A 19,416-nucleotide genomic window follows, 5' to 3' on the forward strand; every position below is an offset into this window, starting at 1 on the left:
AGCGGTGCTGTACAGCTGGTGATCAGCCGAGGTAGGCGCCCAGCATCCACACGGTCTTCTCCTGCTCGCGGATATAGTCGCCGGCCTGGGCAGCGGTGCCCTCGTCGTCGGCATCCGAGGCCAGGGAGAGCAGCTCGCGCTGCAGCTCGATCAGGGTCTGGTAGCCCTCGAGTACGCCCCGCACGCAGGCTTCCCCGTCATGGACGTTCTTGTCTTCCTGGATTCTGGCAATTTTTACATAATCGCTGTAGGCGTGTACCGGTTGATGGCCCAGTGTCAGAATGCGCTCGGCGACCTCGTCGACCTTGGTCAGCAGATCGGTGTAGAACTCCTCGAACTTCTCGTGTAGCTGGAAGAACTGGCGGCCCTTCACGTTCCAGTGGTAGCCGCGCACGTTCATATAGAAGATCTGGTAGTTGGCCAGTAGCTCGTTGAGCTTCTCGGCGAGCTGGCTGGCGCTGGCTTCGTGCAGGCCGATGGTATTGGTGTCGCTCATGCAATGTCTCCTTGATCGCGATGCTGATAGGGTACGTGGTCTGCCGGCGGCGGATAAGTCAATGGTTTCGATGGCCACCATAGCCGATCTCCATGACATGTGGGTGTCGGGCGCCTTCTTCAAGGCGCTTCATCCCCGCCGGCCTCCAGAGTAGACTGCCCTTGACCCTTCGCGGAGATTCTCCGATGCGTGCATGGCTGCTGTTGCTGCTGCCGGTGGTGCTGGCCGGTTGCCAGGTGACACCGACGACCCTGCCGGTGGCAGAGACTGCGCCGGCCGCCGAGTGCCGTTGGCCCGTCAGACCCGGCGATAGCCTGGCCCGGGCCGTCACGGCTCTCGAAGCGGAGGGCTTCCTGGTGCGCCACACCGATTCGACGCTGGGGCTGGTCAGTGCCGAGCGCGCCCGGAGGACCCGCTATCCCGATCGTGACCTCGAGCGCCTGCCCCGCTTCGGCGGCTTCATGCTGGGCGGCAGCGGTGGCCATGTCGCCTCCGGGGTGATGCTCGGCATCGGCGTCGGTTTCGGGCCGGTGACCGAGGAGGCGACCCGCATCGAGCGTGTCTCGGTGGTGGTGGGTGAGCAGCAGCTGCAGGTGAGCCGGGATATCCGCCTCTTCGACTGGCGAGGCGAGCTGCGCGAATCACGCAGTGCCAGCGATGCCGCCTTCTGCCGAGAGCTGCGCGATGCCATCGAGGACGTATCGGTCCGGGAGACCCCGAGATGAGACTCCCCCTTATCATCCTGCTGGTCGCCTGGCTGGCCGGCTGTGCCACCCCGGCTCCGCCCGAGCCCCGCGAGTTGCACCTGGCGGCGACGCCCGAAACCACCCTGCGAGAGGCCATGGGCCTGCTTATGGAGCGCGGCTACGTGATCCGCCATGCCGACGGCGACCTGGGTCGCCTGGAGGCGGTGCTGGGCCGGATGCCGGGTTACGGCGTGTCGTTGCGCGTGGCCGGCCAGGGGAGCGGTAGTCGGGTCAGCTTCACGGCCACCCGCGGGGGACGGCCACTGCCGCCGAACGTGCTGGACCCACTGCTGACCGAGCTGCAATCGCGGCTCAGCCTGTCGCCCTGGTGACCCACCATGATGATGACAAGACGATCCATGATACCCGCCCGTTTCCTGCGCCCGATTCTCCTGATCGCCCTCATCATGGGTGCTCTTCTGCCGCTGCCGGTCGTGGCGCACCCCCACGGCTGGATCGACCTGCGCATGCGCCTGGTGCTCGATGACCAAGGCCGGTTGGAAGCGCTCCAGCAGTCATGGCGCCTGGACCCTTTCTACAGCCTGGTGGTACTCGAGGAGCTCGAAAGGGAACAGGGCGGAGGCGGCCTGGAGGCCGCTCTCGACCAGCTGGGCAGCGAGATACGGGACAACCTGTCGCCACAGGGCTATTTTACCGAACTGCAGCTGGGGGACGAGAGGCTCGGGCTCGGTGAGGTCGATAACTACACCGTTCTTGAACGGGACGGGCGGATTGAGTTCGTTTTCCTGCTGCCTCTCACCGAACCAAGGGTCATTGAAGGAGAGACCCTGAGTTATAGGGTGTTCGACCCCACTTACTATATCGAGGTGGTCCACGAGGCGGATGGAAATGAACCGCTCGACGACGCCCTGGTGGTGGGCGGCGAGCTCGTTTGCGAGACACGCATCCTCGCAGCCGAGCCGGATCCCGAGCGAGTCTTGGAGGCTGCCATGCTGGATGTCGATGACACGGCAGAGACGGGATTGGGACGCCACTTCGCCGAGACCGGGGAGGTGGTATGCCGCTGACACTCACTCGGTTGGCGTGGCTCGCTGCTGGTCTGCTGACTGCCTTGCTGGTCTGGCAGTTGGTCTTTCAGGGCGGTCTTCAAGGGATCAGCCTGCAGCTGATGGCCTGGCAACGCGACTTCCATCGTGCTCTGACCATGGCCATCACGGGGCTCTCCGGAACACCCTCGCCGGCCACCTGGACGACCCTGCTGGGCATCAGCTTCGGCTATGGCGTCTTCCATGCCGCGGGCCCCGGCCATGGCAAGGCGGTGTTGACCACCTACCTGGTCTCCCACGGAGGGGCACGGCGACGAGCGCTGGCGCTCTCCTGTGCCGCCTCCCTGCTGCAGGGGCTGGTGGCCATCAGTCTGGTGGTGCTGCTGGTGCATGGCCTGGGATGGTTGACCCGTCAGGCCATGGGCAGTGTGGCCTGGGTCGAGCAGGCGAGCTTTATCATGGTGGCGCTGCTCGGTGCCTGGCTCTGCCTGCGGGCCATCCGCCAGCTGCGCGCCAGCGCGGCCGTGGCGGAAACCGCTTCCGGCAAGGCGCATACCCATCACCATCTTCACGCCCACGATCAGGCTCACGATTGCTGCGGGGGACACCTTGTGGATCCTCAGCGCACAGAGGACTGGCGCACGGCGCTGGCTACGGTGGTGGCCATCGGTATCCGCCCCTGCAGCGGTGCCGTGCTGTTGTTGGGAGCGGCTACCCTGCTCGGCAACTTCATGGTCGGGGTGGCGGCGGTGGTAGTGATGTCGCTGGGCACTGCGCTGACCGTCTCGACCCTGGCACTGGCCAGTGTATTCGCACGAGGGTGGGCGGAGCGGCGACTCGCTTCCCGGATCACTTCCTATGGGTTCGCGAGGCTGTTGGGTTGGGGCTCACTGACGGGTGGACTGGCCATACTGGCGTTGGGGATTTGCCTGACTCTCACCGGTGTCGGCTCTCCCAGCAGCAGCACGCTGCTGGGAGAGCCGCCGCCTCGCAGCGCGACGGCAGCGCCGGATGCGGCGCCTCCCCCATTCGGCGGCTAACCCGGGGGAGACGTCAGTTCCAGCCTTTCCACCTGGGCCAGGATGCGGGCGCGCATGTCGGCCAGGCGGTCCAGGTCGTAGGCCTCGGCCTGACCATGGCCCCAGACCGGCGCCGGCCAGGCGGCGTCCTCGTGACGCCGTACGACGACATGCACATGCAACTGGGCGACGACATTGCCGAGGCTGGCAATGTTGAGCTTGTCGCCGCCCAGAGCGTCGAGCATGGCCTTGCCGATCGTGGTGGCCTCTCGCCACAGCTGCTGTTGCGCCGAAGCGTCGAGCTGGAACACCTCGCTGACCTCGAGGCGGCGCGGTATCAGCACCAGCCAGGGGAAGCGGGCGTCGTCCATCAGTCGCAGTTGGCACAATGGCAGTTCGGTGACCGGGTAGCTGTCATCTACCAGTCGGGCATCGGGTTCGAAATCCGGCATCGCGGGTCTCCTTTCGCGTCGGCTGTCCCTGTGTCCGCTATCATGGCACACCCATCTGTTATCGGGGCAGATTCCCCCCGCAGGTCTGCCCCGGTATGCTGGGCGGCTTACCTCTGACCCGCAAACAACGGACGCTGTCATGACGCTGCTCGAGGCGCTTGCCCTGCTGGCCATCGGGACCCTGGCCGGCTTCATCAACGTGCTCTCCGCGGGGGGGTCGATGCTGACCCTACCGCTGCTGATGTTTCTGGGGTTGCCGCCACAGGCGGCCAATGGCACCAACCGGGTCTCGATTGTCCTGCAGAGCATCTCTGCGGTGACCAGCTTCTTCCGTGTTGGTGCTCGCTACGTGGGTCTCTCGCTGCGGCTCTCGGTGCCGGCGGTGGCGGGTTCGCTGCTCGGTGCCTGGTTGGCCCTGCAGACCGGGGATGCAATCTTCGAGGCGATCCTGATTACGGTGATGGCGTGCTCGGCGGTGCTGATGCTGCTTCCCCAGCCGCGCCTGGATACCCGCGCGCTGACTCCGGAGCGCCTCACGCCGGCGGTTTATATGGCGATGTTCGCGATTGGCCTCTACGGCGGTTTCATCCAGGTCGGGGTGGGCATCCTCTTCATCGTCGTGCTCTATCGCATGCTGAAGATCGACCTGGCTCAGGTGAACGTCTTCAAGGTGCTGATCGTACTGATTTATACCCTTCCTGCCCTTGCCATCTTCCTGGCCAACGATCAGGTACGCTGGAGCTATGGCCTGATGCTGGCGGCAGGCAGCATGCTGGGGGCCTGGCTGGCGGTGAAGGTCAACATGAGCCCGCGCGGGGCCTTCGTCGTCAAGTGGCTGACCATTGCGGTGATACTGGCGATCATCCTGCGCCTGCTGCTGGGGTGAATGGTTGGGCACTTTCGCAGAACCTGCTAGATTAAAAAGGTGATATTTGTGTTCCACACCGGAACGGCAAAACGGCAACGAGGACGCCATCATGAAACGGACGATTTCGCTTATATTGGTTTCGCTTTTCACCCTGTCCCTGCTCAGCGGCTGCAATACTATCCGCGGTGCCGGTGAAGACATCGAGCGCGGTGGCGAAGCCGTGCAGGATGCCTCCAGCTGAGTTCCCGGTCATCGCGCTGAATTGACCGGTTGAGTCTGACACGGGCATGCCTTCTGGCATGCTCGTTCTTGCAGCTGTTCGATGAGACGCCCACTCAATAGCCTGAAAAAGATTCCTATGTTTAGCGTCTGGAAGCCCTGGCTGACCGCCGTCGGCCTGATGTTGATGACTGCCTGCACTGCCACGAACGAGTCCGCGGTTCTCCGTGACCCAGCGCCCGAGCCCCCTCGCGTCAGCGAAGGCGATGACGCCTGCGGTGCCTCACGGCTCCAGGACCGGGTGGGATGGGAATTCGATGCGGCGATGGGAGCGACCCTGAGTGAAGAAAGCGGAGCCGAGGCTCTGCGCGTGATGCGTCCCGGCGAGGCCCATACCCTCGATTACCGCGCCGAGCGCCTCAATGTGCATCTTGACGAACGGGGCCGGATCACCGCCCTTGAGTGTGGTTGACGCCCTCCTCTTCTCAGGGGTCCCCGTGCTCGGCCTGGGTTCGACGTTCTTCTTCCTCGGCCTGCTTGCGTAGCTTCTTGCGAAGGGCCGCCTTCTCGAAACGCAGTTTCTGGATCCTGGTCTCCAGCTTCAGCGGTGGCACCCGCGCCGGCTTGCCGTTGCCGTCCACGGCCACCATGGTCAGGTAGCAGCTGTTGGTATGGCGGATCATCTTCTGGCGGATGTCCTCGGCCACCACCTTGATGCCGACTTCCATGGAAGAGCTGCCCACATGGTTGACGCAGGCCAGGAAGGTGACCAGCTCGCCGACATGGATCGGCTGCTTGAACAGCACCTGGTCGACGGACAGCGTCACCACGTAATGGCCGGCATAGCGGCTGGCACAGGCATAGGCCACCTCGTCGAGCTTCTTGAGGATGGCGCCGCCATGCACCTTGCCACTGAAATTGGCCATGTCCGGGGTCATCAGCACGGTCATCGATAGCTCGTGTTGGCCGCTCAGCGGTTGGTCATCCATCTTCATGCTCCCTTGAAGTTTCCTACAGCATAACGCCTTGCCCCCGTGAGGGTAGGCAAGGCGTTCGATGCCGCGATGTGGGGCCGCGAGATCAGAACCAGGTCAGGCCCACCGCAATGATGATGCCTGTGATGAACAGCTGGATCAGGCAGAAGCCCATGATGTCCTTGGCCTTGAGGCCGGCGATACCTAGCACTGGCAGGGCCCAGAAGGGCTGCAGCAGGTTGGTCCAGGCGTCACCCCAGGCCACGGCCATGGCCACACGGGGAATGTCCACACCCAGGGCCTCGGCGGCAGGCAGCATCACCGGGGCTTGCACGGCCCACTGGCCACCACCGGAGGGCACGAAGATGTTGACGATGCCGGCGCTGATAAAGGACCAGAAGGGCAGGGTGGTCTCGGTGGCAAAGGAGATGAGCGTTTCCGACATGCTCTCGGCCAGGCCTGACTGCACCATGATCGCCATGATACCGGCATAGAAGGGGAACTGGATGACGATGCCGGCGCCGCCCTTGATTGCTTCATGCAGGCTCTCGAGCAGGCTGCGCGGCGTGCGGTGCAGCACGATGGCCAGTGACAGGAACAGGAAGTTGACCACGTTGAGGTTCAGGCCGCCGCCGCGGAAGACGAAGTGGTCGAGCAGGAAGAGCACCCCCGGGATGCCCACCAGCCAGGCCAGGGTCGTGCTGTTTTCCAGGCGCTCGGCGGGACGGGTGATGCGCACGCGCCTTTCCTCATCGTCACCTAGCAATGAGGGGTCGATATAGACGCTGTCTTTCTCGTCGGGGAGCATCAGCCGGTTGACCAGCGGCACGGAGATGAACAGGCAAGCTACGATGGCCAGGTTGAACAGAGAGAAGATGGTTTCACCGGTACCGATCACGCCGATCTGCTCGGCGGTGAAATGGCCGTCGGTGGCGATGGTCAGCGGAATCGAACCGGCCAGGCCACCGTGCCAGACGATGAAGCCGGAATAGGCGCTGGCCACCAGCAAGCGGTAGTCGACGCGCACCAGGCGAGCCAGCTCCTTTGCGAACAAGGCTCCCACCACCAGACCGAAGCCCCAGTTGATCCAGCTGGCGACCAGCGACACCAGGGTGACCAGGATGATGGCGCTGCCGGCGTTCTTCGCCAGGCCGGCGAGCTTCTGCAGCAGGCGCTTGACGGGTGGGGAGCTGGCCAGCATATAGCCGGTAACCAGCACCAGCAGCATCTGCATCGAGAAGGTCAGCAGGCCCCAGAAGCCATCACCCCAGAAACGCATCACCGCCAGCGGGGACTGGCGCTCCACCGCGATGGCCGCGGCGGCGGCAATGATCGTCAGCAGTAGCACGAAGATGTAAGGGTCAGGCAGGTAGCGTTCGACCAGCTTGACGGCCGGTCTCGATAGCGCCTTGAGCATGGGGTTCCCTTCTCCTGTTGTCGAATTTGGCGTTCCTGGAAGAAAATAGCGCAACCTCAGAGGGTTGCGCTACCCGGCACCGGAAACGTCGTCAAAGTCGTCGGCTAAGGCGGAGTGGCGCCAGCGGGTACGGCGATGGTGCCGATAGTAGGCCGCCAGCACGCCCGAGCGCACCACGGCGAAGCCCAGGAAGGCCAGCCACAGGCCATGGTTGCCCAAGGGTGTGGTCAACCACCAGAGTGGCAGGTAGACCGCGAGCCCCGCATAAATGCTGTTGCGCATCTCGCGGATCGCCGTGGCCCCGATGAAGACGCCGTCGAACAGGTAGCTCCATACCGCCACCAGTGGCATGACGACCATCCACGGCAGGTAGTCCCCGGCGGTAGCCCGCACCTCCGGCAGGCCGGTGAGCAGTGCGATCAGCCGCTCGCCTCCCAGGGCGAAGGCCAGCGCGGCCAGCCCCGCCGTGATCAGCGAGAACCGGGCGGCGCTTGCGACGATCTGGCCGAATTCGTCGAAGCGCTGGCGGCCCACGGCGCGTCCGGCCAGCGCCTCGGCGGCATGGGCGAAGCCGTCCAGAGCATAGCTGGTCAGCATGATGAACTGCAGCAGTACGGCATTGGCCGCCAGCACGGTATCGCCCTGGGCGGCGCCACGGGAAGTGAAAAAGGCCATGGCGAATAATAGGCCGAGAGTGCGCACGAAGAGGTTGGCGTTGACCCGGAAAAGCTCGCCATAGGCGGCCAGGCGCAGCAGCCGTTCACGCAGGAAGCGCCCCGAAATCCACCTGAGCTGGCGCGACACCAGCCAGAGACCGAAAACCAGTGCCGTGTAGTCCGCGAGCACCGTGGCCCAGGCCACGCCGTCGCTGGTCATCCCTAGCCCCAACACGAACAGCAGGTCGAGGGCGATGTTGACGCCGTTGGTCAGCACCAGGATGGCCAGCGTCACCCGCGAGTTCTGCTGGCCGAGGAACCAGCCGAGGATGGCGTAGTTGGCCAGCACCGCCGGCGCCGAGAGCAGGCGGATGCGGGCGTACTCCGCGGCAAGCTGAGTGGCCGCCTCGCTGCCGTCGAGCAGCCATAGCCCCAGCGTCACCAGCGGGCCGCCGGCGAGAATCAAGCCCAGGCCGATCACCAGGGCGAGCAGCAGCGACTGGCCAAGCAGGTTGCGTACTTCCCCGTCCGCCTCGCGACCCACCGCCTGGGAGGTGAGGCCGGTGGTGCCCATACGCAGGAAGCCGAAGCCCCAGTAGAGGAAGCTGAACAGTGTCGCCCCCAGGGTCACCCCGGCGAGATAGCGCGAGTCGGGCAGGTGGCCGACCACGGCGGTATCTACCAGCCCGAGCAGTGGCACGGTGATGTTGGAAAGGATGATCGGCCAGGCCAGCGAGAGGATGCGCTGTTGCGTCCCTTCGCGGGAGGCGGTCATGAACGACATCGCGGCGGGTCCTTGGCGGTGAAACGGGGCAGGCTGGCGTGTCCCTCATGGAAACGCAACGGCCCCGCCGGTTGGCGGGGCCGCTGGAGAGCATGCCCCAGGATCTAGAAGCGGTAGTCCAGGCTGGCGGAGAAGAGGTCGATCTCGAAGTCCTCGTCTCCTCCGTTGTTGTCCTGACTATGACTATTCAGAACAAATCAAGACGCCGGCCGAGGCGGCTTTCCGACGCTGCCTGGGGTGCACGGTGAGCCGTCGCGCTGACGAGCTGTAGGGCAAAGCCGGCTATCGGCGACAGCCAATCCTTCGATCAGATGTCTGGGCCATTCAGGTCGGTTTCAGAAAATGGCGCCCCGCTCATTGATGAGGGGCGCCGTTGCTGGTGCCGGCGTCGAGCGCGGTTCAGGCCGCGGTGATCAGCTGGTACTTCTCCATCAGCTCGTCACGGCTTTCCTTGTGCGTCGGGTCCAGCGGAATGCAGTCCACCGGGCAGACCTGCTGGCACTGTGGCTCATCGTAGTGACCCACGCACTCGGTGCACAGGCCGGGGTCGATGACATAGATCTCTTCCCCCGGCGAGATGGCGCCGTTGGGGCATTCTGGTTCGCAGACGTCGCAGTTGATGCACTCGTCGGTGATCATCAGGGCCATGGGGTACCTCACGGGTGTCGCTGGCCGGAAAGTGGTCCCGGGAGCAGACTAATCCCGAGTTTCCTGGTCAGGTATTGTAATGGCTCTTCAGCATCTCGGCGACCCTGGGATGCACATGCTTCGAGACATCGCCGCCAAGCTTGGCGATTTCACGCACCAGGGTCGAGGAAATGTAGGAGTTCTCGACCTCAGGGGTCAGGAAGACCGTTTCCAGCTCCGGCATCTGCGCGCGGTTCATGTTGGCCAGCTGCAGCTCGTACTCGAAGTCGGATACCGCCCTCAGCCCGCGCAGCAGCACGCGTGCCTTCTGCTGGATCATGAAATCGGTCATCAGCCCCGAGAAGCCGACCACCTCGACATTGCCGATATCGGCCACGACCTCCCGGGTCAACGCGATGCGGGTGTCGATGTCCAGGGCAGGCCCCTTGCCGGGACTCGTGGCAATGGCTACCACCACCTTGTCGAATAGCCGGGCGGCGCGCTCGATCAGGTCGAGATGGCCGTTGGTGACGGGGTCGAAGGTGCCGGGATAGACGGCGGTATTCATCATGCTTCTCCTTCGTCGAGTCTTCCGAAGGGGTTGTCCACGGCCAGCGATACCTCCCTGGCATAGCCGGGAATGCGGATGGCGTCCCGGCCGACATCGAGCTCGGGTCCTTCCAGCACACCTTCGCCGAAGCGGTAGCGAGCCTCGAAGTGGCCACGGTCGGCGGCTCGATGATAGGTCTCGGCGGCCCTCCGGGTGGCCTCGCGGCGTGTCTGCCAGGCGGCCACGGCGGTTTCGCCATGGCGCTGCACCAACAGTCGCTCGGTCACCGCCGGGGAGAGCACCACGCCCGTGGCGTTGTTGCCACCGAAGCCCTTGGCGTTGATGAAGGCGGCATCCGCGACGAAGGGCAGCGGATCGCGGAACAGTCTCAAGCGCTCGGCATGGACATCGTCTGCCACTGCATCGAGGGTGAAGATGCCCGGTAGCAGCCCATGGGCGAAGCTGCCCAGGGCGCTGGTTAATTGATCGCCGGCGGCACTGCCCTGGGAGTGACCGACGTAGGCCTTCACTGCCACCAACGGCCACGACGTGATGTCGTTGGCCCGAGCCACCTGGTCGAAGACATGAGATTCGGTGATGCGGTTCTTGGGCGTGCTGGTGCCATGGGCGTGGAGGAAGGTGCGCTCGCGCAGTGCCTTATCGCCGAGCATGTCGCGCACCAGCGCAACCGCCTTTGCCAGGGAGATGTAGTTGCCGATTCCGGGGGCGGAGATCGAACGCTTCCAGCCATCGGCATTGACGAAGACGCCCGGCACGCTGCCAAGGATCTCGGCACCGGTCTCCAGCGCCAAGGCGTCGTCCATCAGCATGATGAACTGGCTGGATTCGCCCATGGTGAAACCACAGTTGCGGGCGAAGGGACGGCAGGCACGCTGGTAGTCGGCGTCGGTGAGCAGCTCCAGGGCATCCAGGGCCTTTAGGCCGTCGTCATCGGCTAGCGCTCCCATGGTGCGGAAGCCCTCGATGACCTCGGGCGTGATCGGGGCATCGGCGGTACCCACCAGCACGACCCTGCGGCGGCCGGCACGGATGTCGTCCACGCCCAGGCGCAGGTTGTAGAGAAAGCTGGCGCAGGCGCCCAGGGCCGCCCCGGTGCCGCCCACGCTGCCCAGTACATAGGCATTGATGAAGTCGGCGGGCATCTGACCGTAGCCCAGCGGCATCTGCTTGGAGGTGGCGCGCTTGCCGGAGACGAAGCTCTTCAGCAGGCCACCCCAGCCCTCGTCGTCGAGCTGGCCGATGGAGTTGCCGGCATAGACGGCGACCTCGTCGGGGTCCAGACGGTCGCGCAGTTCGTCCCATTCGAGGCCGCTGTCGCCCAGGCAATCGCTTGCGGCGAAGACGGTCATGGAGAGCCCGCGCGGATGGTGCACGCTGCGATAGAACCGGTTGGGGTCGAACCCCATGGGCAGCTGGCCGGCGGCGCGCACCTGGGCCGGGCGCGTCTCGGGCAGCATCACCTCCATGTTGCCGGCGGGAACGGTGACCTCGACGCTCTGGCGGTCCAGCTCCCGGACCTGCCAGGTGGGGGGCAGGTCGTCGGGCAGCTGGCGGCGACGGATGCGGAAGGTCAGCGGCGTGTCCAGGGCGAGGCTCGCCTTGCGGTTGGCCGGCAGGCCATCCTCGTTGAAGCGGGGATCCTCGATGCGCCGGATCAGGGTGTGGTCGAGCACCTGTTGACGGGTCTGTTCGACGATCACGGCGGCGTCCAGCGGCCGGCCCTCGGCGTCATGCCAATCACCCTCTTCCTGGCAGTCGGCCAGGCGCATCATCGCCGCCAGGCCCAGCAGGGTGCGGTCCTGGTCGTCGTCGGGCAGGGCGTCAAGCACGGTACGGCGAAACGCCTGGTGGCCCGAGGTTCGGCCGGCGGGATTTACGCCGCCCATGCCGACGATCACCGGTAAGTGTGGCAAGCCGGGTTCCTCGTTGTGCGGTTGATATCGGGGCTGCATTAATTAGTGGCTGTCTGACCATGGATCATAGCACCCGGCCCGTGGTGGCGTCATGCGGGCGCCCCTGCGCAAGGGGCGTGAGGCTGGTAGAATGCCTGCCCTCTCCGTTTCCGCCGAGCCCGCTGCCATGACTGCCCGTTCGCGATCCATCGTCAGCCGCCAGACTGGTCCCCATCAGGACCTGGCCCGACGCGTGGTGCGGGCTCTGGCGAACCCACTGCGCAAGCCAGTCGCCGCGCACACCCTCGAGGCCTTCGCCTGGACCCGGGAGTGGCTGGATACCCTTGGTGGGGTGCCGTTGATCCTGGATGCCGGATGCGGCGTGGGGCTCTCGACCCGCCGCCTTGCCGAGCAGTATCCGGCCGCCGCGGTGATCGGCGTCGATCGCAGCGCCGACCGCCTCTCGCGCGACCACGGCCGGCTGCCGGACAATGCCCTGCTGGTGCGTGCCGACCTGGTCGATTTCTGGCGCCTGGCCCTGGCCGAAGGCTGGCGACCGGTGCGTCACTACCTGCTCTATCCCAACCCCTATCCCAAGGCCGCCCACTTGAAGATGCGCTGGCAGGGCCACCCTGTGCTGCCGGTGATTCTGGCGCTGGGCGGCCGATTGGAGCTGCGTTCCAACTGGCGGCTCTATGTGGAGGAGTTCGCCCTGGCGGTGACCCAGGCCACTGGAGTGGCGGCCGCGGCGGAGCCCTTCGTGCCGGATGAGGCCTGCCTGACACCCTTCGAGCAGAAGTACCATGCCAGCGGGCAGGCGCTCTGGCGATTGATGGTCGAGCTCCCCCACGATCCCGGATTGGTGCCCGGCGACGCCCTGCCTGACGTAGGGGCGGATGAGTAATGGTGTACCTGTTCCTGGCCCTGGCCATCGTTGCCGAAGTGATCGCCACCAGCGCGCTGAAGGCCTCGGTAGGTTTCACCCGGCTGTGGCCCAGCGTCACGGTGGTGGTCGGCTATGGCCTGGCCTTCTACCTGCTCGCCCTGGTGCTGCGCAGCATGCCGGTGGGCATCGCCTACGCCTTCTGGGCGGGGCTCGGCATCGTGCTGGTTACCCTGGTGGGTATCCTGGTCTACGGCGAGAAGCCAGACCTTCCGGCACTGCTGGGCCTCGCCATGATCGTTGGCGGCGTGGTGGTGATCCAGGTGTTCTCTTCCATTTCGTCCCATTAAGCTGAGGGTTTTTTATGCTTCCTGGAGGTGCCATGCACCGTCACTCGCTGCTCTGTGTCCTGCTGACGCTGCTGCCCTTGTTTGCCCAGGCGAGCGGCTTCACGCGCCTGGCTGAATTGGCCGACAAGGGCTTTCTGATCGGTGCCGAGGCGCGTCTGCTGAATAGCGGCGAGACACTGGGCACCCTCGAGCCCGATCGCCAGCTGTCGCCGGCTTCGGTGTCCAAGATCTACGTGGCGGCAGCGACGCTTGAGCGTTGGGGGCCTCAGTACAGGTTCACCACCCGCTTGGTGAGCCTGGCCGAGCCCGATGCGGACGGGGTGCTGCATGGCGACCTGGTGCTCGACGGCGGAGGCGACCCGATGCTGACCAGCGAGGACCTGTGGCGGCTTACGCAGCGGCTGTACCAGGCCGGCGTACGCCGGGTCGAGGGACGCCTGATGGTCAGCCAGTGGCGCTATGGCCCAGTGGAGTGCATCACCACGGACCGCTGTGAGGCCCGTTCCCGGGTGGCCAATGCCTACAGTGCACTGCTCTCTTCGGCGGGGGTGAACCACGGCAGCTGGTGCGTCAGCGTGGCCCCCGCCGCCATGGCCGGCGAGCCCGCCCGCATCACCAACTGCGATAGCCAGATGCCGATCGTCGGGATCGAAAACAGCGTCGAGACCAAGCCCGATGACAGTGGCACCCGGCTCAATGCCGAGCGCGTGCTTCGCGACAGCGGCGATGCCATGGTGGTGAGCGGGCAGATCTCCACCAATGCCCGACCCCGCACCATCTACCGGGCCAGTTCCGACCCGGCGCGCCAGAGCGCCGCCACCCTGCGGGCGATGCTGGAGCAGGCCGGCATTGGCGTGAGTGACGGTGTCGGCGTGGCCGCCTCCCAGCCGCCGGCCGAGGCCCGTACCCTGGCCTACGTGGAGAGCGAGCCGCTGCAAGAGCTGCTGCTGCGGACCCTCAATCACTCCAACAACTTCATGGCCGACCAACTGGCGTTGAACCTGGTGGAACTCCCTCAAGCCGGCCTTGAACAGGCCGGCGAGGCGCTGGAGGCCTTCGTGGCCGGGCTTCCCGATCACGGCCCCGTGACACTGCGCAGCGGCAGCGGCCTGACCCCGGAGAACCGCACCTCGGCGGCGGGCATCACCACCCTGCTGGAGAGCATGTATCGCCGGCCGGCGCTCTTCCCCAGCTTCGTCGCAGCCCTTCAGTCGCCGGCCAACGGCGTGATGCGTTTCCTGCGTCGTGGCTCGGCGACCTTCCAGCAGCATGTCATGCTCAAGACCGGCACCCTCAACCAGCCGGTGGCAGTGCGTTCCGTGGGCGGCTACTTTCGCACTCAAAGCGGGCAGTGGGGCGTGTTCGCGGCGCTCGTCAACGGCACCTCGAGCACCCCCTGGCTCAACTGGCAGCAGGTGCTCGACCCGCTGGCTGCCGACCTCGAGGAGATGATCGATGCCCACTGATACCAGGGACCTTGCGACATGAAGCCAGGACACACCGGCTGGCAGCACCTGGTGCACTCCACTCGCTACTCCATCAAGGGGCTCAGGGCGGCCTTTCGCAACGAAGCGGCTTTCCGACAGGAGCTCGGGGTCTGTGTGGTCCTGCTGCCGCTGGCCTGGTGGGTTGGCCAGGGGCCGGTGGAGTGGATCCTGCTGGTGGGCAGTTGCCTGCTGGTATTGATCGTGGAGCTGCTCAACAGTGCCATCGAGAACGTGGTAGACCGCATCGGCACCGAGCGCCACGAGCTCTCGGGACGCGCCAAGGACATCGGCTCGGCGGCCGTGATGCTCTCACTGTTCTTCGCCGGCCTGACCTGGGGGTTATTGGTCTGGCAGAAATTCCTGTCCTAGCCCGGGTTATGGGGCGGGGCAGGCTTCGCTATGCTGGGGGCATTCGAGAACCGGATGCGAGATGCCCATGGCCCTGCCCGATGACTTCCTGCCGCTGGATGACATTCCCGAGCCCCTGAGGGCTCCCCTGGCTCACGCCCATGATCGGCTGGCGAGCTCGCTTGAGCAGGCCGATAACCTGGCCGACATGAGCGGCAATGACTCCCCCCTGGAGGACTGGCTGGCGCTGTCGGACGAGCGGCGCCGTCAGCTGGCCAAGGTGCTGGCCGTCTCGACCTTTGCCGCCGAGACCCTGATGCGCTATCCGGAGTGGCTGTTGCACCTGGATGCCAGTGGCGAGTTGGATGCGACGCCCCCAGCGGAGACCTTACGCGACTGGCTCGACGAGCGGCTGGAGGCCGCCGAGGACGAGGAGACCCTGCATGGCGCCATCCGTCGCTTTCGTCGCGCGCGGATGCTGGGCATTGTCTGGCGTGACCTGACCCGTCCCCCGGGCACCGACATGTGGCAGACCAGCGGCGCCGTTTCGCGGCTCGCCGAGACCTGCCTGGAGGGGGCTCTAGCCTGGCTCGAGGCCCATTTTGCGCCGCGCTGGGGACGCCCCGCCGTGCGTCGCGACGGCAGCGAACAACGGCTGGTGGTGCTGGGAATGGGCAAGCTCGGTGCCGGCGAACTGAACCTGTCCTCCGATATCGACCTGATCTTCGCCTTTCCCGAGAAAGGGGAGACCGAGAGCGGGCGCAAGCCCCTGGAGCACCAGGAGTATTTCACCAAGATCGGCCAGAAGTTGATCACCGCTCTGGACGCGGTGACCGCTGACGGCTTCGCCTTCCGCGTCGACATGCGCCTGCGTCCGCTGGGCGATGGCGGCCCCCTGGTGGGCAACTTCTCCTCGCTGGCCAGCTACTACCAGGACCAGGGGCGCGAGTGGGAACGCTACGCCATGCTCAAGGCCAGGCCCGTCGCCGGCGACCGGGACGCGGGTGCCGAGCTGCTGTCGAGCCTACGTCCCTTCGTCTATCGCAAGTACCTGGATTTCGGTGCTATCGAGTCGCTGCGTGAACTCAAGTCGATGATCAACCGCGAGGTTCGGCGCAAGGGCATGCAGGGCAACATCAAGCTGGGTCCCGGCGGCATTCGCGAGGTGGAGTTCGTGGTTCAGGCCTTCCAGCTGATCCGTGGTGGCCGCGACACCGAACTGCAGGTCACCTCGCTGAAGACCGCGCTGGAGCGTCTGCCCGAGCTTGGCCTGCTGCCCCAGGAGGTGGTCGAGGAGCTGATGCCCGACTACGTCTTCCTGCGTGACCTCGAACATGTACTGCAGGCTCTGGAGGATCGCCAGACCCAGACCCTGCCCGAGGATGACACCGACCGCGAGCGTGTGGCCCTGGCACTCGACATGGAGGATTGGCCGGCGGTGATGGCACGGCTCGACGAGGTGCGCGAACGGGTGCGTCAGCACTTCGATGCGGTGATCGCCGAGCCCGAGGAGGAGGTCGAGGAGGACGATGACGCCGACCAGGCCTCCGGCGCCGTCGGCCTGGAGGAGTGGCGCGCCCTGTGGCGCGGCGAGCTGGAGGAGGACGAGGCCCGGGAGCTCGTGGAGGAGGCCGGCCTGGCGGAGCCGGATGACGCCTTGCGCCGGCTGCGGGCGCTGCGCCAGTCCCGCCAGGTGCAGGCCATGCAGCGCATCGGCTTCGAGCGACTCGAGGCCCTGATGCCGCTGCTGCTCGATGCCGTGGTCGCCAGCGAGACCCCTGACATCGCTCTGGAGCGCGTGCTGCCTCTGGTCGAGGCGGTGTTGCGACGCACCGCCTATCTGGCGCTGCTGCGCGAGAATCCGGATGCCCTGGGGCATCTGATGAAGCTGTGCAGCGCCAGCCCGTGGATCGCCTCACAGCTCGCCCGCCATCCCATTCTGCTCGACGAGTTGCTGAACCCGGACACTCTCTATACCCCGGCGGACAAGGAGCGCCTGGCCGACGAGCTGCGCCAGGCCCTGGGACGGCTCCCCGAGGATGACGAAGAGGCCCAGCTCGAGGCTCTGCGGGTCTTCAAGCATGCTCAGGTGCTGCACGTAGCGGCCTCCGACATCGTCGGCACCCGCCACCTGATGAAGGTCAGCGACTATCTCACCTACATCGCCGAGGTGGTCCTGGATGAGGTGCTGGTCATGGCATGGAGGCACCTGACCCGCAAGCATGGCTTTCCGGAACGACGCGAGGGGGGGCGCTGTGGCAGCGATGCCGAGTTCCTGGTGGTCGGCTATGGCAAGCTGGGCGGCATCGAACTGGGTTACAGTTCTGACCTGGACCTGGTGTTCCTCCACGACGGCGCCAACCAGGGGACCACCGACGGCAAGCGCCCCATCGACAACGCGGTCTTCTTCACCCGGCTGGGCCAGCGCATCATCCACCTTCTCACCGCGGTGACCCCGGCGGGCAGCCTCTATGAGGTGGACATGCGCCTGCGTCCTTCGGGCAACTCGGGGCTGCTGGTCTCGACGCTCTCGGCCTTCGCCGACTACCAGCGCGAGCAGGCCTGGACCTGGGAGCACCAGGCCCTGGTGCGGGCCCGGGTGGTGGCCGGCCATCCACGCCTCGCCGAGCGCTTCGACGCGATTCGTGGCGAGATCCTCGGCCGCCAGAGGGACCTCGAGGCGCTGCGCGAGGAGGTGGTCAAGATGCGCCACAAGATGCGCGATCACCTGGGGAGCAAGGGCAAGAGCGATGACTTCGACCTCAAGCACGACCCTGGCGGGATGGTCGATATCGAGTTCCTGTGCCAGTTCGCAGTGCTTTCCATGGGGCACGAGACCCCCGAGCTATTGGCGTACAGCGACAATATTCGTATTCTGGAGACTCTCGAAGCGACCGAGCGCCTGCCGAGCCGGGATTGCCAGCGCTTGCGCGAGGCTTATCTCGCCTGTCGCACTGCCGCCCACCGGGCGGCCCTGACCGGCGGGGCTGGGCGCGGTCACAACGATGACTTCCGGGCGCATCGCGAGGCCGTCATCGAGCTCTGGCAACGCCTGCTCGAACCGGAAGATCACTGAGCGTGGGCTGGATCCCGCGGTTTTCCCGTTTTCACGATTGAGAAGATGAAAGGACGTAGATTATGTCGATGGCTGACCGAGACGGTCTCATCTGGTTCGACGGCGAACTGGTTCCCTGGCGCGATGCCCAGGTGCATGTACTGACTCATACCCTGCACTATGGCATGGGCTGCTTCGAGGGTGTGCGCGCCTACGCGACCGACCAGGGCGCGGCCATCTTCCGGCTCAAGGAACACACCGACCGCCTGTTCGATTCGGCCAAGATTCTCGGCATGCACATGCCCTTCACCAAGGAGCAGGTTAACGAGGCTTGCCGCGCCGCAGTGCGCGAAAACGGCCTCGACGAGGCCTACCTGCGCCCCATGGTATTCTTCGGCAGCGAAGGAATGGGCTTGCGCGCCGACAACCTCAAGACCCACGCGATCGTGGCCGCCTGGGAATGGCCCTCCTACATGTCGCCAGAGGCCCGCGAGCTCGGCATCAAGGTGCAGACCTCCTCCTTTACTCGGCACCATGTCAATATCGCCATGACCCGTGCCAAGGCTAACGGCCAATACATCAACTCGATGATGGCCCTGGCCGAGGCCCAGCGAGGCGGCTACGATGAGGCGCTGCTGCTCGACCCTCAGGGCTATGCCGCCGAGGGCTCCGGCGAGAACCTCTTCATGGTCAAGAACGGCATTATCTATACGCCGATGCTAACCTCCTGCCTCAACGGCATCACTCGCAACACCGTGCTGCACATGGCCGAACACCTGGGCTTCGAGCTGCGCGAAAAGTTGATCACCCGCGATGAGATCTACATCGCCGACGAGGCCTTCTTCACCGGCACCGCCGCTGAGGTGCTGCCGATTCGTGAGCTAGACGGCCGCACCATCGGCGAGGGCCGCCGTGGCCCGATCACCGAAAAGATCCAGTCGCTCTATTTCGATGTGGTGCGCGGCAAGCAGGCCATCGATGCCAGCTGGTTGACCCCGGTGGCCTGACGCCCGTTGGTGGCCATGGGTTCCGGTAATGCCGGGGCAATCATGATCGGCGCCCCGCCTGGCGATGCCAGCGGGGCGTCGGCACTCTGTTGAACCCTCCGGATACGTCATTCAGGAGACTGCCAGATGAGTCAGCGCAAGGTGCTGGTACTCCATGGCCCCAACCTCAATCTGCTGGGCACCCGGCAGCCCGAGATCTATGGCCACGAGACGCTGGAGGACATCAATAACGCCCTTCACAAGCAGGCGGCCCTGGGGGGCTGGGAGATCACCTGCCGGCAGAGCAACCACGAGGGCGAGCTGATCGACCTTATCCAGGCAGCTCGTCTGGATGGCACCGAGGCGATCATCATCAACCCGGCCGCCTATACCCATACTTCCGTCGCGATCCTGGATGCGCTCAACGCCTTCGACGGCAAGGTGATCGAGGTGCATCTTTCGAACGTGCATAAGCGTGAGACTTTCCGCCATCATTCCTATGTCTCGCTGCGGGCCGACGGAGTAATAGCGGGCCTGGGCAGTCGCGGCTACGTCAGCGCCCTGGAGGCGGTGATGGCC

At 65.4% G+C, this 19,416-nt stretch carries 22 protein-coding genes; 14 read left to right on the forward strand and 8 right to left on the reverse strand.

Going from position 1 to position 19,416, the window contains the following annotated elements; translation table 11 throughout:
* Positions 1-22 precede the first annotated feature (22 nt).
* Entirely contained in the window at positions 23-496 is a 474-nt protein-coding gene (locus U5L98_RS04500) for a Dps family protein (RefSeq protein ID WP_322557149.1), read from the reverse strand.
* Positions 497-681: 185 nt separating this feature from the next.
* On the opposite strand from U5L98_RS04500, the gene U5L98_RS04505 reads away from it, so the two are divergent.
* Genes U5L98_RS04505 through U5L98_RS04520 form a run of 4 tightly spaced genes read left to right on the forward strand, consistent with a single transcriptional unit; the run spans position 682 to position 3,289 of the window.
* The gene (locus tag U5L98_RS04505; RefSeq protein WP_322557150.1) at positions 682-1,221 is read left to right on the forward strand and encodes a hypothetical protein; all 540 of its coding nucleotides are present in this window, start codon (positions 682-684) and stop codon (positions 1,219-1,221) included.
* Entirely contained in the window at positions 1,218-1,574 is a 357-nt protein-coding gene (locus tag U5L98_RS04510) for a hypothetical protein (protein ID WP_322557151.1), read from the forward strand. The genes U5L98_RS04505 and U5L98_RS04510 overlap by 4 nt, the downstream gene beginning before the upstream one ends.
* Positions 1,575-1,601: 27 nt before the next feature.
* On the forward strand, positions 1,602-2,270 hold the full coding sequence (locus U5L98_RS04515) for a DUF1007 family protein (protein ID WP_322557152.1): 669 nt from the start codon (positions 1,602-1,604) through the stop codon (positions 2,268-2,270).
* On the forward strand, positions 2,261-3,289 hold the full coding sequence (locus U5L98_RS04520) for a sodium:proton antiporter (RefSeq protein WP_322557153.1): 1,029 nt from the start codon (positions 2,261-2,263) through the stop codon (positions 3,287-3,289). Before U5L98_RS04515 ends, U5L98_RS04520 begins: the two co-directional genes overlap by 10 nt.
* On the opposite strand, the gene U5L98_RS04525 is transcribed toward U5L98_RS04520, so the two are convergent.
* Positions 3,286-3,720: an HIT family protein gene (locus U5L98_RS04525; RefSeq protein ID WP_322557154.1), complete on the reverse strand. Its 435-nt coding sequence runs from the start codon at positions 3,718-3,720 to the stop codon at positions 3,286-3,288. The genes U5L98_RS04520 and U5L98_RS04525 overlap by 4 nt on opposite strands.
* 139 nt (positions 3,721-3,859) lie before the next feature.
* On the opposite strand from U5L98_RS04525, the gene U5L98_RS04530 reads away from it, so the two are divergent.
* From U5L98_RS04530 to U5L98_RS04540, 3 genes are all read left to right on the forward strand, one after another.
* A complete protein-coding gene (locus U5L98_RS04530; protein WP_322557155.1) occupies positions 3,860-4,606 on the forward strand; it encodes a sulfite exporter TauE/SafE family protein in 747 nt (248 codons plus the stop codon).
* Positions 4,607-4,697: 91 nt separating this feature from the next.
* Positions 4,698-4,829 carry an entericidin A/B family lipoprotein gene (locus U5L98_RS04535; RefSeq protein WP_322557156.1) on the forward strand — a complete coding sequence of 44 codons (132 nt, stop codon included), beginning with the start codon at positions 4,698-4,700 and terminating at the stop codon, positions 4,827-4,829.
* A 117-nt stretch (positions 4,830-4,946) separates the two neighbouring features.
* A complete protein-coding gene (locus U5L98_RS04540; protein WP_322557157.1) occupies positions 4,947-5,279 on the forward strand; it encodes an I78 family peptidase inhibitor in 333 nt (110 codons plus the stop codon).
* A 13-nt stretch (positions 5,280-5,292) separates the two neighbouring features.
* Here U5L98_RS04540 and U5L98_RS04545 read toward each other — a convergent pair whose 3' ends face one another.
* From U5L98_RS04545 to U5L98_RS04570, 6 genes are all read right to left on the reverse strand, one after another.
* On the reverse strand, positions 5,293-5,796 hold the full coding sequence (locus U5L98_RS04545; RefSeq protein ID WP_322557158.1) for an acyl-CoA thioesterase: 504 nt from the start codon (positions 5,794-5,796) through the stop codon (positions 5,293-5,295).
* A 91-nt stretch (positions 5,797-5,887) separates the two neighbouring features.
* Positions 5,888-7,198 (reverse strand): short-chain fatty acid transporter, encoded by a 1,311-nt coding sequence (locus U5L98_RS04550; RefSeq protein ID WP_322557159.1) that lies wholly within the window; start codon positions 7,196-7,198, stop codon positions 5,888-5,890.
* A gap of 69 nt (positions 7,199-7,267) precedes the next feature.
* The gene (locus U5L98_RS04555) at positions 7,268-8,629 is read right to left on the reverse strand and encodes an MATE family efflux transporter (protein ID WP_322557168.1); all 1,362 of its coding nucleotides are present in this window, start codon (positions 8,627-8,629) and stop codon (positions 7,268-7,270) included.
* A gap of 408 nt (positions 8,630-9,037) precedes the next feature.
* On the reverse strand, positions 9,038-9,286 hold the full coding sequence (locus U5L98_RS04560) for a YfhL family 4Fe-4S dicluster ferredoxin (protein WP_322557160.1): 249 nt from the start codon (positions 9,284-9,286) through the stop codon (positions 9,038-9,040).
* 67 nt (positions 9,287-9,353) lie between these two features.
* Positions 9,354-9,833 carry a pantetheine-phosphate adenylyltransferase gene (coaD, locus tag U5L98_RS04565; protein ID WP_322557169.1) on the reverse strand — a complete coding sequence of 160 codons (480 nt, stop codon included), beginning with the start codon at positions 9,831-9,833 and terminating at the stop codon, positions 9,354-9,356.
* Positions 9,833-11,722 carry a beta-ketoacyl synthase gene (locus tag U5L98_RS04570; protein ID WP_322557170.1) on the reverse strand — a complete coding sequence of 630 codons (1,890 nt, stop codon included), beginning with the start codon at positions 11,720-11,722 and terminating at the stop codon, positions 9,833-9,835. Before U5L98_RS04570 ends, coaD begins: the two co-directional genes overlap by 1 nt.
* Before the next feature lie 193 nt (positions 11,723-11,915).
* On the opposite strand from U5L98_RS04570, the gene trmB reads away from it, so the two are divergent.
* The 7 genes from trmB to aroQ form a co-directional block, all read left to right on the forward strand.
* On the forward strand, positions 11,916-12,632 hold the full coding sequence (gene trmB, locus U5L98_RS04575; RefSeq protein ID WP_322557161.1) for a tRNA (guanine(46)-N(7))-methyltransferase TrmB: 717 nt from the start codon (positions 11,916-11,918) through the stop codon (positions 12,630-12,632).
* On the forward strand, positions 12,632-12,961 hold the full coding sequence (locus tag U5L98_RS04580; protein WP_322557162.1) for a DMT family transporter: 330 nt from the start codon (positions 12,632-12,634) through the stop codon (positions 12,959-12,961). Before trmB ends, U5L98_RS04580 begins: the two co-directional genes overlap by 1 nt.
* 32 nt (positions 12,962-12,993) lie before the next feature.
* Positions 12,994-14,427: a D-alanyl-D-alanine carboxypeptidase/D-alanyl-D-alanine-endopeptidase gene (dacB, locus tag U5L98_RS04585; protein WP_322557163.1), complete on the forward strand. Its 1,434-nt coding sequence runs from the start codon at positions 12,994-12,996 to the stop codon at positions 14,425-14,427.
* Positions 14,428-14,445: 18 nt separating this feature from the next.
* Positions 14,446-14,817 (forward strand): diacylglycerol kinase, encoded by a 372-nt coding sequence (locus tag U5L98_RS04590; protein WP_322557164.1) that lies wholly within the window; start codon positions 14,446-14,448, stop codon positions 14,815-14,817.
* Between the two features lie 67 nt (positions 14,818-14,884).
* On the forward strand, positions 14,885-17,872 hold the full coding sequence (gene glnE / locus U5L98_RS04595) for a bifunctional [glutamate--ammonia ligase]-adenylyl-L-tyrosine phosphorylase/[glutamate--ammonia-ligase] adenylyltransferase (RefSeq protein ID WP_322557165.1): 2,988 nt from the start codon (positions 14,885-14,887) through the stop codon (positions 17,870-17,872).
* A 62-nt stretch (positions 17,873-17,934) separates the two neighbouring features.
* A complete protein-coding gene (locus U5L98_RS04600; RefSeq protein WP_322557166.1) occupies positions 17,935-18,858 on the forward strand; it encodes a branched-chain amino acid transaminase in 924 nt (307 codons plus the stop codon).
* Positions 18,859-18,984: 126 nt separating this feature from the next.
* The coding region (gene aroQ, locus U5L98_RS04605; RefSeq protein ID WP_322557167.1) for a type II 3-dehydroquinate dehydratase at positions 18,985-19,416 on the forward strand (432 nt) is incomplete at its 3' end.

It is taken from the genome of Halomonas sp. (assembly GCF_034520545.1).
Taxonomy (GTDB): domain Bacteria; phylum Pseudomonadota; class Gammaproteobacteria; order Pseudomonadales; family Halomonadaceae; genus Halomonas.